Raw genomic sequence first — 14,064 nt, 5'->3', positions numbered from 1 at the left:
TCCTTTCTAGATATATTTGTCTGTAATATTAATATTATAAAGAGATATTAACATAAAATAAAAAAAATATCAACAAAATAGTGAATATTTTATTCATAATTATGAATTTTTGAGTTATAGTTATTTTTATGATATAATAAATAAAAAATATGAATAGGAGTTAACTAGTGGAAATATCTGAAAAAATCAAAAACTTAAGAAAAGATAAAGGCTTATCTATAAAAGAACTTTCTGAAAAAACAGGTCTCTCTGTTGGGTTTATTAGTAATTTAGAAAGAAATATAAATAGTCCATCTATAGCTAACCTTCAGTTAATATGTAAAGTTTTGGATATAAGTTTAATAGATCTTTTAAAAGAGGATAGAGAGTCTGTCATAACTTTAAAATCAGAAGATAGAAAATTATTATTTACTTCAAATAAAGAAGGAACTAAATACTATAATTTAATTCCTGATAATTCTGAAATTAATGGTAGTTATGTTGTAATTAATCCTAAATGTACATCCGAAAATGTAAGATGGAGTCATTCTCACGATGAAATTGGAATAGTTATCAAAGGAGAATTAGAGATAAACCTTTCTAATAGAAAAATTTATAAATTAAAAGAAGGGGATTCAATTTATATAAAGAAAAATACACCTCATAAATATAGGAATCCTGGGAATATTCCTGCAATTACTCATTGGTTCTCTATAAAAAAGTAAAAAGGAGAATAATTTGAACTCAAATAAATCTGTAAATTATAAAGAAAATACAATTAAATTTTTTGATAAAATGGCAAGTAAAAAACATGGAGACTCTTTTAAACACTATAATAATGTTTTAGATTGGTTAGATTTATTATTAGCAAATGAAGAATATACTCTTTTAGATTTAGGAACAGGAAAAGGAGATTTGTTGTTAAAAATAATAGAAAAAAATAAATTTTTAAAATTAATAGGTTTAGATATATCATCTGAGATGATAAAACTAGCTATTAGTAAAGGGATCTCTGCTAACTTTGTTATTGGTGATAGCGAAGCCATACCTTTAAAAAACTCTTCAATTGATATTATAACTTGTATAAATTCTTTTCATCATTATTCTAATCCTGAAAAATCAATATCTGAAATAGCTAGAGTCTTAAAATCTAATGGAACTCTTATTTTAGGAGAAATCTGGATACTACCTATATTTAGAAATATAATAAATTTTTTCCTTCCTTATATGAAAACAGGGGATTATAAAATTTACTCTTGTAAAGATATTATAAAATTATTTTCTCAACAAGGTATTATTTTAGTGGAAAAAAAATACGTTTTTCCTAGTAATTATACATATTTATTAAAAAAAGCTGAAGTAAAAAGAGGCTAATTTTAATTAGCCTCTTTTATATTAAACCCTATGATTGATTACAACTGCTATCATTTCTAGTTCATTTTCTCCAATATTAGTAAGAGAATGTTCTTCTCCATGAGATGTATAAACTACATCACCTTCACCAACTTCATAAGTTCCCTCAGCTTCTTGAACCTCTCCCTTTCCATTTAAAATATAGTAAACTTCAAAGTCATTCTCATGCTTATGAAAACCTATTGATGAACCTTTCTCTAAAATTACCCTACTAAAGAGCTTTCCCTCATCTTTTAGCTCAGACGCAGTTAAAATCTCAATCATTTTTAATTTGCCAATCCCACCTTTTAAACCGTCAATTTCATTAACTTTTAAATCAGATTTTTTCTTAATCATAATTACATCCTTCTTGAAATTTTATTTTTAGAATAACATTAATCAAATATAATTTCAAGAAAAATATCTATTAGTTAATAATCTCTAATAACTCCCAATCCTCTTCACTTCTTTTAAAGTATCTAATAACCCAATCATTTTCTAATTTTAACTTTAACTTTTCAATATACTTAAACGCATCTTCCGGTGTAGGAAAAAATTGTCTTGAATCTATAAAGTCATAGTTTTCATTATTTATAACCTGTATCCCTTTAAAAATTTCAACTTTATACTGTCTTTTTAGCTCTTGCTTCTTTACGTAATTCATAAAACCTCCGATTTAAATTTTATAAAATAACTAAATAAAAATAAAACAGCCTTGTTCTAGGTACAAGGCTGTATGATAAATCATTTAAAGACTTTATATTTTTAAAATATACACTTTGACAAAAAATACTACTTCATATCATTATATCGCATATTTGTAAAAAAGTATAGTTTTATATTTTTTGCATCAACGCTGCTCCGATAGCTCCTGCATAACGAGCTAAATCATGTGTATTTACTTTTTTCCCTAACTTTTTAGAAAGTTCCTCTATAAAGTATGGACTAGCACATAATCCACCAGAGAGAAAGTACTCTTCTGTTAATTTACTTCTACTTACAAGACCAACAACTTTATTCACTACTGAATCTATAATACCACAAGCTATATCCTCTTTAGCAGCTCCCCTTCCCATTAAGCTAATTATTTCACTTTCAGCAAAAACTGTACACATTGAAGATATCTCAACTTTTTCTCCAAGTGTTGCTAACTCATATAACTTATCTAATTTTACACCTAAAATATTTGCCATAACCTCAATAAAACGCCCTGTTCCAGCAGAGCACTTATCATTCATAATAAAATTTTCTACATTACCACCAGAAACTTCTATAACTTTGGTATCTTGTCCTCCTATATCTATAATTGTAAAATTAGTTTTTTTAGTTATATATTGAACCCCTTTACTATGACATGTGATTTCAGTAACAGTTTTATTAGCATATGGAACTGAAATTCTTCCATATCCAGTTGCTGTAACTTTACACTCTTCAAAATTATATCCTTCGTTTTCTAAATCTTTTTTTATTTTCTCAGAAGTTTCTACGCTACTCCATCCACTAGGAACAGAAAAAAATCTTTCCAGTATATCATTATGAAATATCGCAACTTTTGTAGCTGTAGAACCTATATCAATTCCAATTCTTATATCCATTTTGTTTTCAACTCCACACTCATATAATTTTTTTTATCAAATATATTTTATCATACTTTTATGTATTATTTTATAAAATAAATTTATAATGTTTAAAATTAGTTAGCACTATGCTCATTTTTGGTATATAATTATTTAGTACGTAAAATTCAATTATTAATATTTTAAGGAGATGAAATGAAAGTAGATTTAAACGAAGTTTTTGAAGAATTTGCTGAAGCTAGAAGAAATGGCTTTCTAAAGGTAAAAGAATTAAAAGATCAAGGAGCTCATATAGTTGGGACATTTTGTACATATACACCTAAAGAGATTATTTATGCTGCTGGTGGAACTCCAGTTACTCTTTGTGGTGTAAGTAATGATACAATTCCAGCTGCTGAAATTCATTTACCAAAAAATCTTTGTCCACTAATAAAATCAAGTTACGGATATGCTATCTCAGATAAGTGTCCCTATATGTATTTTTCAGATTTAGTTGTAGGTGAAACTACATGTGATGGAAAAAAGAAAATGTATGAATTACTTGGAGAAATAAAAGATACCTATGTAATGCAACTACCTCACTCACAAGATTCTGAATATGCAAAAAATATGTGGAAACATGAAGTTATAAAATTTAAAGAAAAACTTGAAACAAAATTCTCTACTTCTGTAACAGAGGAAAAACTACGTGAAAGTATAAATTTATGTAATAGAGAAAGAATTAGTCTTTCAAATTTTTATTCATTAGGTAAACTTATTCCTCCTCCTATATCAGGATATGATATGTTTACAATTTTAAATGGTGTTCTATATATTTTTGATAAAGAAGAACAAATTGCAAAACTTAATGAAATTACAGCAAGTCTTAAAGAGTTGCATGCAAATAATGAATGTAAAATATCAAAAACTGCTCCTAGAATTTTAATAACTGGTTGTCCCCTTGGAGGAGTTGCAGATAAAATTATAAAACAATTAGAAGAAGTTGGTGCTGTTGTAGTTGTATATGAAAACTGTGGTGGAACAAAAAATACTGAAAAGTTAGTTGATGAAAATGAGGAACCTATAAAAGCTATTGCTGATAAATATCTTTCTATACCTTGCTCTGTAATGAGTCCAAACAAAGGAAGAGAAGATATGCTTTCAAATCTTATTAAAGAATATAAAGTTGATGGTGTTGTAGAGATAATTTTACAATCTTGTCATACTTATGCTATTGAAACCAGAAATATAAAAAGACATGTCAATAACCTTGGGGTACCTTTTATATCAATTGAAACAGATTATTCAACATCTGATAAAGGACAAATTAGAACAAGATTAGAAGCTTTTGTTGAAATGCTTTAATTTTTAATTTTAATGAAAATACAATAATTATTAGGAGATTAAACTATGAAAAGAAAAATTTTAACTACGACACTTCTTGCTTTAGCAGGTATTTCATTTTTTACAGGATGTTCTAAAGAATCTTCTGAAAAAGCTTTAGAAAAAGAAAAAACTACTGAAATTAGCTTTATGATTCCTGACTGGGGTGTTCCATCTCAAGCTATGTTAGATGAATTTCAAAATGAATCTGGAATTAAGGTAAACATCGAAACTGTTTCATGGGATGATATTAGAAATAAAATAGCTATTGCTGCTAATGGAAAAAAAGCTGCAGCAGATGTTTTTGAAGTTGATTGGTCTTGGGTTGGTGAGTTTGATAGTGCTAATTGGTTAGAACCTCTAAATCTTACACAGGAAGATATGAATGATATCCCTAGTTTATCAACATTTATTGTTAATGGAAAAACACTCGCTGTTCCTTATGCAAATGACTTTCGTATAGCTTACTATAATAAAGATTTATATAAAAGTGCTAATTTAGAAGAACCTCAAACTTGGGATGATGTTACTAAAAATATGGAAACTCTAAAAGAAAACAATATTCTTAAATATCCATATACATTCCCTTTAAATGCTAATGAAGGAACAACTACATCTTTTATTTGGTTAACTTATCTAAGAGATGGAAAAGTTTTTAATGATGATAATACTATCAATAAAGAAAATGCCCTTAAAACATTAAATTTTATAAATAATATGGTTAAAAAAGAACTTATTAATCCTGCTAATTTAACAATGAGTGCTATTGATACATATAGAGAATTACTTTCTAAAGATGCTGCATTTATGGTTGGACCAACTTCGTTTATTGCAAGAGCTACAGACCCTAATCAATCTAAAGTTATTGGAGAAATAGATGTTATTCTTCCTCCTGGAGAAAATGGAAAAACTACTCAAACTATGGCTCTTACGGAAGCTGTAGGAGTATCGTCTCTTTCTGAAAATAAAGAGGCTGCTAAAAAATTTGTAGAATGGTATACATCAAAGAAAACTCAGAGAGCTTTCTTTAAAGAGATTAGTGCAATACCTACAAGAACCTCTGTTTTAAATGAAGTTATCGATGCTGGAGAGATTAAAAATCCTGGTGCAATGAAAGAAGTTTCTCTATTAGTTAAATCTCCTTTTCCAAATGGAGTTCCAGCTTATTATGCTGAAATGAGCAATGTAATTTATAATGCTGTTAACAAAATGGCAAGTGGAAATATTACTCCTGAAGTAGCTGTAGAAGAAATTGACTCTAAAATTAAGGATCTTTTAAAGAAATAATGGTAATAAAAATTAAACAAAATAAAATGTTTCCTTATTATTTAATTTTACCATCTTTTTTTATTATAATTTCTACAGTTTTATACCCTATTATTCTGACTTTGTTTTATAGTTTAGAATACTACAAGCTTACAAAGCCCTATGATCGAAAGTTTATAGGGCTTCAAAACTATATAGATATTTTTAAAGGTACTGAATTTTACTCTGCTTTTATTAATACTTCAATTATTATTATAGTTATACTAAGTTTAGGGATAATTTTTAGTTTTCTTGTCGCTTTAATACTTGATAAACAGAATAAATTTACTAGCCTATTAACTGCAATAGCCATAATACCTTGGGCTCTTCCTCCTGTTGTCAATGGACTTATTTGGAAATTTATATTTTATCCAGAATTTGGTTTTATAAATAAATTTCTTTATTATTTTAATTTCGTTGATACCCCAATATTGTGGTTAAATTCTAGATATGGTTCACTTATTATATTTGGAATTATTGTTGCTTGGAGAGCAATTCCATTTTGTTGTATTCTTCTTCTTGCTAATATTAAAGCCATACCTGAAGAGATATTTGAAGCTGCTGAAATTGATGGAGCCTCGTCTTTTCAAAAAATAAAAAACATAATGCTTCCAATACTATTTCCTACATTTCTTATAGTTATAACAAATTTAATATTAATAGGAATTAATGTTTTTGATGAAGCAATATCTCTTGTCGGTTTTCGTAAATTAGGAGAACCTTTTATGGTATATAACTATAATCAAACTTTTTCTTTTTTTAATATTGGATATGGAAGTGCTATTTCTTATACAATAACAATATTATGCGGTGTTTTAGGTATTATTTATATAATTTTTATTAATAAGAGGTGGAAATAATATGAAAATAAAAAAAGAAACAATTATTTATTGTATAGGTGTTATTATATTTCTTTTTTTAATATTAGGTCCTATATTTTGGTGTTTTATTATTAGTGTTGGTCATGAAAAAGATGTTCTTAATAATAGAAATAGTTTTTTTCCAACTTCTGTTAGTTTTTTTAATTATAAAAAACTTCTAGATATCTCTACAAAAGAAGGCAATAGCTTTCTTTTAGCTATGAAAAGCTCTCTTTTAACAAGCTTTATAACTGTGGTTTTAGGTACTCCATTAGCTATTGTAACTGGATATGCTTTAGCAAGATTTAAAAATAAAGTTATTTCTATATTTATGGGCCTTTTATTTTCTACATTAATCATTCCATTATTTACAACGATTATACCATTATATACAATTTTTTCTGAATATAACCTCTTAAATAATCTCTTTTGGTTAGCGATAGTTTATATCTCATCTTTTCTACCATTAGTTACATGGATAACTATGAATTATTTTAAAGAGTTTCCTATAGAAATTGAAGAGATGGCCCTTATAGATGGATGCACTAAGTTTGAAGTCATCACACATATTCTTATTCCTAATGTATACCCTATAATAATAACTAGTATGTTAATTATATTTTTAAAATCATGGAGTCAATATCAATTACCATTAGTTTTAGCAGCCTCTAGAGAGATTAAACCTTTAACAGTTTTAATTGCAGAATTCTCTTCAAAAGATCTTATACTTTATAGCCAAATAGCCACAGCAGGAATTCTTACCATAATTCCTCCAATGATTTTTTCTTTTATATTTAGAAATTATCTTATTTCAGGCTTAACTAAAGGGTCATCTTAAAATTATATCGATAGTCCACTTATTTTAGTGGACTATTTTTTATTACACACAAAATACACATAAAAAAAATAAAATAGATTATATTTATAAATTGAGATAAAATATATTAATATTTTAATTTAATTATAGGAGATTTTATGGAAAAAATTTTAATTATAGAAGATGAAGATTTTTTAAGAGATATCTTAAAAAGATATCTTGAAAAAGAAGGATATGAAGTTGCTGAAGCAAGTAACGGTGAAATTGGAATAAAAAAATTTTATGAAGATAATTTTGCTCTTATCTTACTTGATGTTATGTTACCTGGTATTCAAGGATGGGAGGTATGTAAGGAAATCAAAAAAATATCTGATACTCCTATTATAATGCTCACTGCTCTTGGTGATGAAGATGATGAAGTCAAAGGATTAGAACTCGGTGTAGAAGATTATATTGGAAAACCATTTAAACCTAAAGTTTTAGTGGCTAGAGTTAATTCATTAATAAAAAGAAAACGAATCTCCTCTCTAGAAAAAATTGGAGATTTAGAAATTGATAGAGAAAATTATAAAGTTCTAAAAAATGGAGAAGAATTGAATTTAGGAAATAAGGGTTTTGCTCTTTTAATGTACTTTATTTTAAATAAAGACTTAGTATTGACTAGAGAAAAAATTTTAAATAATATTTGGACTTTGGACTTTGAAGTTGATGAAAGAGTTGTTGATACACAAATAAAAATATTAAGAAAAAAAATTGGTGAAGGATATATCAAAACTGTTAGAGGAATTGGCTATAAATTTCAGGAGGTAGAAAATGAAAAGGATATCATATAAAATTTTTCTATTTTTAAATTGCTTAACTTATGGATTTATAGCCTTATATGTTCTTATTAATTATCTCTTTTTAGAAGATTATCAAATTGGTTTAAAAAAGAAAGAAATTATTTCTCTAGCAAAAGAATATAAAAGTGAAAACTATGAGGATTTTAAAGAAGAAGCACAACTCAATGCTATTTTTATAAAAGAAGTTTCTATTTATAAAGAAAAAAATATTAATGATAAGAGAAATATAAAACCACACCCTATGAAAATTGTTGAAAACGAATTATGGGATGAAGTTAAAAATGGAAAAGAAGTTTTAAATATTCAAATGGGAAGAGATAATATAAAACGAATTGTTTTAGCTAAAAAATTAAATGACGATAAAATGTTAATTGTAACTACATCTATTGCTCCTATTACTGACGTTATAAAATCAACTTTAAAATTTTTTATTTATATCATTCTTTTAAGTATTCCAATAAATTTATATATTGCTTATAAGTTCTCAATAAAAATGGGAAAACCTATTGAATCTGAACTTTTAGAGCTTAATGCTCAATTAAAAAATGAATTAGAAAAACAAAAAAAATCTGAAGCTTTTAGAAAAAATTTCATCTCTAATGTTACACACGAATTAAAAACTCCTGTAGCTATAATCGATGGATATAGTGAAGCTATTTTAGATGGTATTATTGAGCTAGAAGAAATACCAGATATTTGTAAAAATATTAATCTAGAAGCCTCTAATATGAATGCTTTAATTCAAGAGTTACTTTTTTATTGTAAAATGGAATCTGGGTATATTCCAATAAAAAAAGAATATATAGATTTAAAAGAAACTATTAAAAATATTTTAAAAAGATACGCCATAGATTTTAAATTAAATAATATAAATTTAAAAACTTCTTTAGAAAAAGTTGAAGTATATAGTGATAAAAAACTGTTAGATCGTTGTCTTAATAATCTTATTATTAATGCACTTGCATATGTTAATACAGAAAAAAATATTGAAATAATACTAAATAAAAATGAAATTATTATTAAAAATAGCAGTGAAATTTTAAAAGATGATAATTTAGAGGAATATTTCAAACCTTTTTCTAAGAAAAATGATAAAAAAGTCAGAAAATATGGTGGCACTGGATTAGGGCTTTCTGTTGTTTCAGAAATTCTTAAAAATCTTAATTTAGAATATAACTTTTATTATGAAGTTAATGAAAAAGTTGTGATTTTTAAAATTTTATTAAAAGGAGATGAAAATGAAAAAATATATATTGATAACTCTACTTCTGAGTAAACTCATTTATTCTCAAGAGGTTAGTTTAGACAAATTATTAAATGAAATCAATAAAACCTCTTATGAAAATCAAATATATAACATAAAAAATAATCAAAATAACTTTAAAGAAGATTATTATAAAACAGGTAGATATAATGGTGTTAAAGTTGACGGCGGAACTGAGTACAAAGATAAAGAAAATAGATATACTTTTGAAAGCAGCGTTAGTTATGGGGATTTTTATGTTCAAGGTGAAAAAGTTAAAAATGATGAAAATAAAGTTACTTATGGTGCTCAGAGAAGTTTAAAAGATTTAGTTTTTTCTAAAGATGATAGCGAGTTAAATAAATTAAAAGTAACAAGAGATATCAATAAAATTGATTTAAAGCAAGGAATTGAAACTCAAAAACTCTCTCTAATAAATCTATATAAAGATTATAAAGATAATCAATTTGAACTTAAACTTAAACAAAATGCTTTACAAACTTTAGAAAAAGAAAAAAAAATTCTAGAAAAATCTTATCAAATGGGATCTATACCTAAAATTGATTTAGATAGTCTCTTAGTAAGTTACAACAGTATAAGACTAGAGATTGATAAAATTGAAAATATATTAGATAAAATTATTGAAAGATTTTATTATGATTACGGTCTAAAACTTCAAGGAGCTAAACTAACTGATATCATTCCAAATAAAAATGATTTAGATAAATATATATCTTTAGTTGGAGAAAAAGACTTAAAAAAATTAAATCTTGAAAAAGAGATTACAAAAGAAAATGTTAAATATTTAAAATATGACAACAAAGTTCCTAATATATCAGTAGGAGTTGAAAGAAACACTTTAAATGATGAAAATAGAGTATTTTTAAAATTTTCCAAAGATATCTTTTATAAAGATATTGATCTTTCTAATGAACAAAGTTCTCTTATGGAAAAAGAAGTAATTTACAAACAAAGAGCAAATGAAATAATTGCTGAAAGATATAAAATTCAAGATAATTATTATACTTTGCAAAAAGATTATCTTGTTTTAGAAAATAGAGTAGATTTAGAAAAATCTAAGTATGAAATAAAAAAACTAGAAAATACTCTTGGAAAAGTTAGTTATACAGAAGTTATGGAGGCTTTTGATAATTATTTAGAACTTGAAGTATCAAAAGAGAAAGCTAAAAATTCTTTAAATGCTTATATCTATCAGATTTTAGTAAGGAGTGAAATTTAATGAAAATAAAATTTTCAATATTAACAATTCTAACAACACTATTTATTTTAGGAGCTTGTGGACAAAAAAGTGAAAATGCTCAATCAAAAATAACATATACTGCTGAAAGATCAAGACTAGATAAGGGAAACGGATTTATTGATGTCGATGGCAATGTAGAAGCAAATGATACAAAAAAAATCTTCGTAGACAAAAAATTAAAAGTAAAAAAAGTTTTCGTTCAAGAGGGAGATTTTGTAGAAAAAGGACAAATTTTAATGACTTTTGACGAAACAGAAAGAAATAATATAAAAAGAAATCTTGAAAAAGAACAATTAAATCTTTCTAAATTAAAAAGAAACTATACTGTTGAAAAAGAGTTACATAAAATTGGAGGAAGTTCTGCGAATTCAGTTAAAGACCTAAGTGAAGAGATTCGAACTTCAGAGATTAATATAGATTATTATAAAGAAGATTTAGAAAAAACAGCTGAAAAAATTGAAAGCCCTGTTAGTGGTACAATTACCACTTTATATGCTCAAGAAAATTATTCAGTTAATACTGATGATCCTCTTTTAGAACTTACAGATTTATCTGATATAAAAATTGTTTTAGAAGTACCTGAATATGAAGTTAAAGATATCAAACTTAATCAAAAGTTAACTATAAAACCTGAAGTTTTTGAAAAAAAGATATCTTATCCTGGAATAATAACAAAAATTTCTAGAGTGTCACAGGTTTCTAAAAATACCTCTGAAAATGTTCTTCAAGTTGAAGTTAAACCAACTGAAGAGATTCCTCATATAGTCCCTGGGTTTAAAGTTTCTGCAAGGATATATTTAGGTGATGAAGAACTAGGAATTATTATTCCTTCTACAGCCTTGCTTTTTGATGACACTAACTATTTTATTTATATTAGTGATGAGAATGGAAATATTCAAAAAAGAATTATTGAATTTAAAAATCTCAAAGGAGACAAAGTTATTATAACAAAAGGACTTTCTCAAAATGAAATTTTCATAACAAATCCTAATGACAATTTAAAATCTGGAGATACTATTGAGATTACTATATTTGAAAATTCTAATAACTCTTCTCAAAGAAAGGGGAAGAAAATGCAATGATAGAGATTAAAAATTTAAACAAATATTATATAAATGGCGAAATGAAGCTTCATGCTTTAAAAAATATCAACTTTTCCATAGAAAAAGGTGAGTTTGTTGCAATTATGGGAAGTAGTGGAAGTGGTAAATCAACTATGATGAATATTTTAGGGTGTTTAGACCATACTTTTGATGGGACCTATATTCTCGATAAAATTGATATTTCAAAACTTAAAGATGAAGAACTCTCAAAAATTAGAAATCAAAAAATAGGTTTTGTTTTTCAATCCTTTAATCTATTATCAAAACTATCAGCTTTAGAAAATGTTGAACTTCCTTTAGTCTATGCAGGAGTTCATCATAAAGAAAGAGTTGATAAAGCTAAGGCAGTTCTAGAAAAAGTTGGTCTTAGTGATAGATTAAATCATAAACCAAATGAACTTTCTGGCGGACAAAGACAAAGAGTTGCTATAGCTAGAGCCCTTGTTAATGAACCTGCTATAATTTTAGCTGATGAGCCCACTGGAAATCTTGATAGCACTTCTGAAAAAGAGATTATGGAACTTTTCAAAGAATTAAATAACCAAGGAAAAACCATTATAATAGTAACTCATGAACCTGAAGTAGGAAAATCTTGCAAAAGAGTTATTCGATTTAAAGATGGAGAGATAATAGAGGATGTGAGAAACTTATGAATTTCTTAGAAAGTTTAAAAGGTGCCATCCAAAATTTGAAAGGAAATAAGATTAGATCATTTTTAACAATGTTAGGTATTATCATTGGTATTTCATCTGTTATAACAATGTCTGCTATAGGAAAAGGTGGACAGCAAAATATAACTGGTGATTTAAAGGAAGGTGGATATGGAAAATTTACCATATCTATTGATAAAGACGATGAAGAATTTAGATGGAAATATCTTTTAGAACCTGAAATTGTAGATTCTCTAAAAGAAACAAATATTTTTAAAAATGTTAGTGCTAATATAAGTACTCGTGTATTTTTAGAGCTTGGAAAAAGAAGGGAAATAATTCAACTTATTGCTACTACACCTGACTACGAAAAAATTGATAAAGCTGAATATATTTTTGGAAGAAAATTTTTACCTTTTGAATATGAAAAGGGAGAAAAGATTCTAGTTATTGATAATTTAACAGCCAAGGATCTTTTTGGAAGTGCTGATAAAGCTATTGGAAAAGAGATGTCTTTTGCAGTTGGAAGGAAAAATAGCCCCATTACATATAAAATTGTGGGAGTTTTTAAAAACCCTCTTGAAGAACTTATTACAGTTATGGGTGGAAGAAGAATTCCTAGATTTATGAGGACTCCTTTAAATACCTATGATAAAGTTTATGATCTTTCAAAAGGTGGATATAATTCTATTATTGTTGAATCTAAAAATCCTGAAAATTTAGCTGCTGATATGAAAAATGCTAATATAATTTTAGAGGACATAACTGGAGTTAAAGGCCTTTATCAAGTTGAAACTATGAGTAATGCTGCTGCATCTTTTGATAATATTTTAAGTACTCTTAACCTTTTTATTACTTTTGTTGCTGGCATTTCGCTATTTGTTGGTGGAATTGGAGTTATGAACATAATGCTTGTAAGTGTTATTGAAAGAACTAAAGAAATTGGAATTAGAAAAGCTATCGGTGCAACAAATAAAGATATACTTATTCAATTTTTAATGGAATCTGTTATTTTAACTGGAATTGGGGGAATTGTTGGAGTTTTAATTGGTATTACTTTAGCCTTAGTTATTGGTTACTTTGTTAATATACCTCCCGTATTTTCTGTATTTTCAATAACTTTAGCCTTAGGAGTTTCAACTTTCATTGGAGTTATATTTGGAGTAACTCCTGCAAAAAAAGCTTCACAGCTTAATCCAATTGATGCTTTAAGAGCTGAGTAAATTTTTTAAAAATATTTTTATATAATAAAATCCATCATTTTTAAAATTAAAAAAAATTACTAAAATGATGGATTTATTTTATTATAACTTCATTTATTTTATTATAACTTTATTTTTTTTCTATAATACTTTTTAAATAACCATACCCTTTTTCTTCCATATTTTTCAATGGAATAAATTCGATAGCAGCACTATTTATGCAATATCTTAAACCTCCGAATTCTCTTGGTCCGTCGTCAAATACATGTCCTAAATGAGCTTTTCCAACTCTACTCACTACCTCAACTCTTTCCATATTGAAGCTACTATCTCTATGATAATTCACTACCTCTGGTGCAATTGGTTTTGAAAAACTTGGCCATCCACATTGAGAATTAAATTTATCTTTAGATGAAAAAAGTGGTTCTCCCGTTGTAACATCAACATAAATTCCTGACTCAAAAAAATCCC

16 protein-coding genes are annotated in these 14,064 nt (G+C 26.4%); 12 read left to right on the top strand and 4 right to left on the bottom strand.

Going from position 1 to position 14,064, the window contains the following annotated elements; translation table 11 throughout:
- The first annotated feature begins 167 nt into the window (after positions 1-167).
- Positions 168-704 (top strand): helix-turn-helix domain-containing protein, encoded by a 537-nt coding sequence (locus H5J23_RS00080; protein ID WP_023050882.1) that lies wholly within the window; start codon positions 168-170, stop codon positions 702-704.
- A gap of 13 nt (positions 705-717) precedes the next feature.
- Positions 718-1,353 (top strand): class I SAM-dependent methyltransferase, encoded by a 636-nt coding sequence (locus H5J23_RS00075; protein WP_185890211.1) that lies wholly within the window; start codon positions 718-720, stop codon positions 1,351-1,353.
- Between the two features lie 21 nt (positions 1,354-1,374).
- Here the strand turns inward: H5J23_RS00075 and H5J23_RS00070 are convergent, their stop codons facing one another.
- The 3 genes from H5J23_RS00070 to H5J23_RS00060 all read right to left on the bottom strand — a co-directional run bounded on the left by H5J23_RS00070 (position 1,375) and on the right by H5J23_RS00060 (position 2,966).
- On the bottom strand, positions 1,375-1,728 hold the full coding sequence (locus H5J23_RS00070) for a cupin domain-containing protein (protein ID WP_023049864.1): 354 nt from the start codon (positions 1,726-1,728) through the stop codon (positions 1,375-1,377).
- 70 nt (positions 1,729-1,798) lie between these two features.
- A complete protein-coding gene (locus H5J23_RS00065; protein WP_023049865.1) occupies positions 1,799-2,035 on the bottom strand; it encodes a hypothetical protein in 237 nt (78 codons plus the stop codon).
- 172 nt (positions 2,036-2,207) lie between these two features.
- Positions 2,208-2,966, bottom strand: coding sequence for an acyl-CoA dehydratase activase (locus tag H5J23_RS00060; RefSeq protein WP_185890210.1), 759 nt, complete (start codon positions 2,964-2,966; stop codon positions 2,208-2,210).
- A gap of 177 nt (positions 2,967-3,143) precedes the next feature.
- On the opposite strand from H5J23_RS00060, the gene H5J23_RS00055 reads away from it, so the two are divergent.
- The 10 genes from H5J23_RS00055 (at position 3,144) to H5J23_RS00010 (ending at position 13,614) form a co-directional block, all read left to right on the top strand.
- Entirely contained in the window at positions 3,144-4,292 is a 1,149-nt protein-coding gene (locus H5J23_RS00055) for a double-cubane-cluster-containing anaerobic reductase (protein WP_023049867.1), read from the top strand.
- 45 nt (positions 4,293-4,337) lie between these two features.
- Positions 4,338-5,597 (top strand): sugar ABC transporter substrate-binding protein, encoded by a 1,260-nt coding sequence (locus H5J23_RS00050; RefSeq protein ID WP_185890209.1) that lies wholly within the window; start codon positions 4,338-4,340, stop codon positions 5,595-5,597.
- Entirely contained in the window at positions 5,597-6,475 is an 879-nt protein-coding gene (locus tag H5J23_RS00045; protein WP_185890208.1) for a carbohydrate ABC transporter permease, read from the top strand. Before H5J23_RS00050 ends, H5J23_RS00045 begins: the two co-directional genes overlap by 1 nt.
- 1 nt (position 6,476) lies before the next feature.
- On the top strand, positions 6,477-7,313 hold the full coding sequence (locus H5J23_RS00040) for a carbohydrate ABC transporter permease (RefSeq protein WP_185890207.1): 837 nt from the start codon (positions 6,477-6,479) through the stop codon (positions 7,311-7,313).
- Between the two features lie 137 nt (positions 7,314-7,450).
- Positions 7,451-8,125 carry a response regulator transcription factor gene (locus tag H5J23_RS00035; protein ID WP_185890206.1) on the top strand — a complete coding sequence of 225 codons (675 nt, stop codon included), beginning with the start codon at positions 7,451-7,453 and terminating at the stop codon, positions 8,123-8,125.
- Positions 8,106-9,410: a cell wall metabolism sensor histidine kinase WalK gene (locus H5J23_RS00030; RefSeq protein ID WP_185890205.1), complete on the top strand. Its 1,305-nt coding sequence runs from the start codon at positions 8,106-8,108 to the stop codon at positions 9,408-9,410. Before H5J23_RS00035 ends, H5J23_RS00030 begins: the two co-directional genes overlap by 20 nt.
- On the top strand, positions 9,373-10,617 hold the full coding sequence (locus H5J23_RS00025) for a TolC family protein (protein WP_185890204.1): 1,245 nt from the start codon (positions 9,373-9,375) through the stop codon (positions 10,615-10,617). The genes H5J23_RS00030 and H5J23_RS00025 overlap by 38 nt, the downstream gene beginning before the upstream one ends.
- Positions 10,617-11,720 carry an efflux RND transporter periplasmic adaptor subunit gene (locus tag H5J23_RS00020; protein ID WP_185890203.1) on the top strand — a complete coding sequence of 368 codons (1,104 nt, stop codon included), beginning with the start codon at positions 10,617-10,619 and terminating at the stop codon, positions 11,718-11,720. The genes H5J23_RS00025 and H5J23_RS00020 overlap by 1 nt, the downstream gene beginning before the upstream one ends.
- The gene (locus H5J23_RS00015) at positions 11,717-12,394 is read left to right on the top strand and encodes an ABC transporter ATP-binding protein (protein WP_185890202.1); all 678 of its coding nucleotides are present in this window, start codon (positions 11,717-11,719) and stop codon (positions 12,392-12,394) included. Before H5J23_RS00020 ends, H5J23_RS00015 begins: the two co-directional genes overlap by 4 nt.
- Positions 12,391-13,614, top strand: coding sequence for an ABC transporter permease (locus H5J23_RS00010; RefSeq protein ID WP_185890201.1), 1,224 nt, complete (start codon positions 12,391-12,393; stop codon positions 13,612-13,614). Before H5J23_RS00015 ends, H5J23_RS00010 begins: the two co-directional genes overlap by 4 nt.
- Before the next feature lie 109 nt (positions 13,615-13,723).
- Here H5J23_RS00010 and msrB read toward each other — a convergent pair.
- Positions 13,724-14,064, bottom strand: a 341-nt coding sequence (msrB, locus tag H5J23_RS00005; RefSeq protein WP_185890200.1) for a peptide-methionine (R)-S-oxide reductase MsrB, incomplete at its 5' end; no start/stop codon positions are given.

Source organism: Cetobacterium sp. 2G large (assembly GCF_014250655.1).
Classification (GTDB): Bacteria; Fusobacteriota; Fusobacteriia; order Fusobacteriales; family Fusobacteriaceae; genus Cetobacterium_A; species Cetobacterium_A somerae.
This window is presented reverse-complemented; position numbering and strand designations above follow the sequence as displayed.

Coding starts and splice junctions, on each gene's coding strand:
- H5J23_RS00040 (WP_185890207.1), top strand. CDS start 6,477: ATGAAAATAAAAAAAGAAACAATTATTTATTGTATAGGTGTTATTATA.
- H5J23_RS00060 (WP_185890210.1), bottom strand. CDS start 2,966: ATGGATATAAGAATTGGAATTGATATAGGTTCTACAGCTACAAAAGTT.
- H5J23_RS00070 (WP_023049864.1), bottom strand. CDS start 1,728: ATGATTAAGAAAAAATCTGATTTAAAAGTTAATGAAATTGACGGTTTA.
- H5J23_RS00025 (WP_185890204.1), top strand. CDS start 9,373: ATGAAAAAATATATATTGATAACTCTACTTCTGAGTAAACTCATTTAT.
- H5J23_RS00065 (WP_023049865.1), bottom strand. CDS start 2,035: ATGAATTACGTAAAGAAGCAAGAGCTAAAAAGACAGTATAAAGTTGAA.
- H5J23_RS00020 (WP_185890203.1), top strand. CDS start 10,617: ATGAAAATAAAATTTTCAATATTAACAATTCTAACAACACTATTTATT.
- H5J23_RS00010 (WP_185890201.1), top strand. CDS start 12,391: ATGAATTTCTTAGAAAGTTTAAAAGGTGCCATCCAAAATTTGAAAGGA.
- H5J23_RS00035 (WP_185890206.1), top strand. CDS start 7,451: ATGGAAAAAATTTTAATTATAGAAGATGAAGATTTTTTAAGAGATATC.
- H5J23_RS00015 (WP_185890202.1), top strand. CDS start 11,717: ATGATAGAGATTAAAAATTTAAACAAATATTATATAAATGGCGAAATG.
- H5J23_RS00045 (WP_185890208.1), top strand. CDS start 5,597: ATGGTAATAAAAATTAAACAAAATAAAATGTTTCCTTATTATTTAATT.
- H5J23_RS00055 (WP_023049867.1), top strand. CDS start 3,144: ATGAAAGTAGATTTAAACGAAGTTTTTGAAGAATTTGCTGAAGCTAGA.
- H5J23_RS00030 (WP_185890205.1), top strand. CDS start 8,106: ATGAAAAGGATATCATATAAAATTTTTCTATTTTTAAATTGCTTAACT.
- H5J23_RS00050 (WP_185890209.1), top strand. CDS start 4,338: ATGAAAAGAAAAATTTTAACTACGACACTTCTTGCTTTAGCAGGTATT.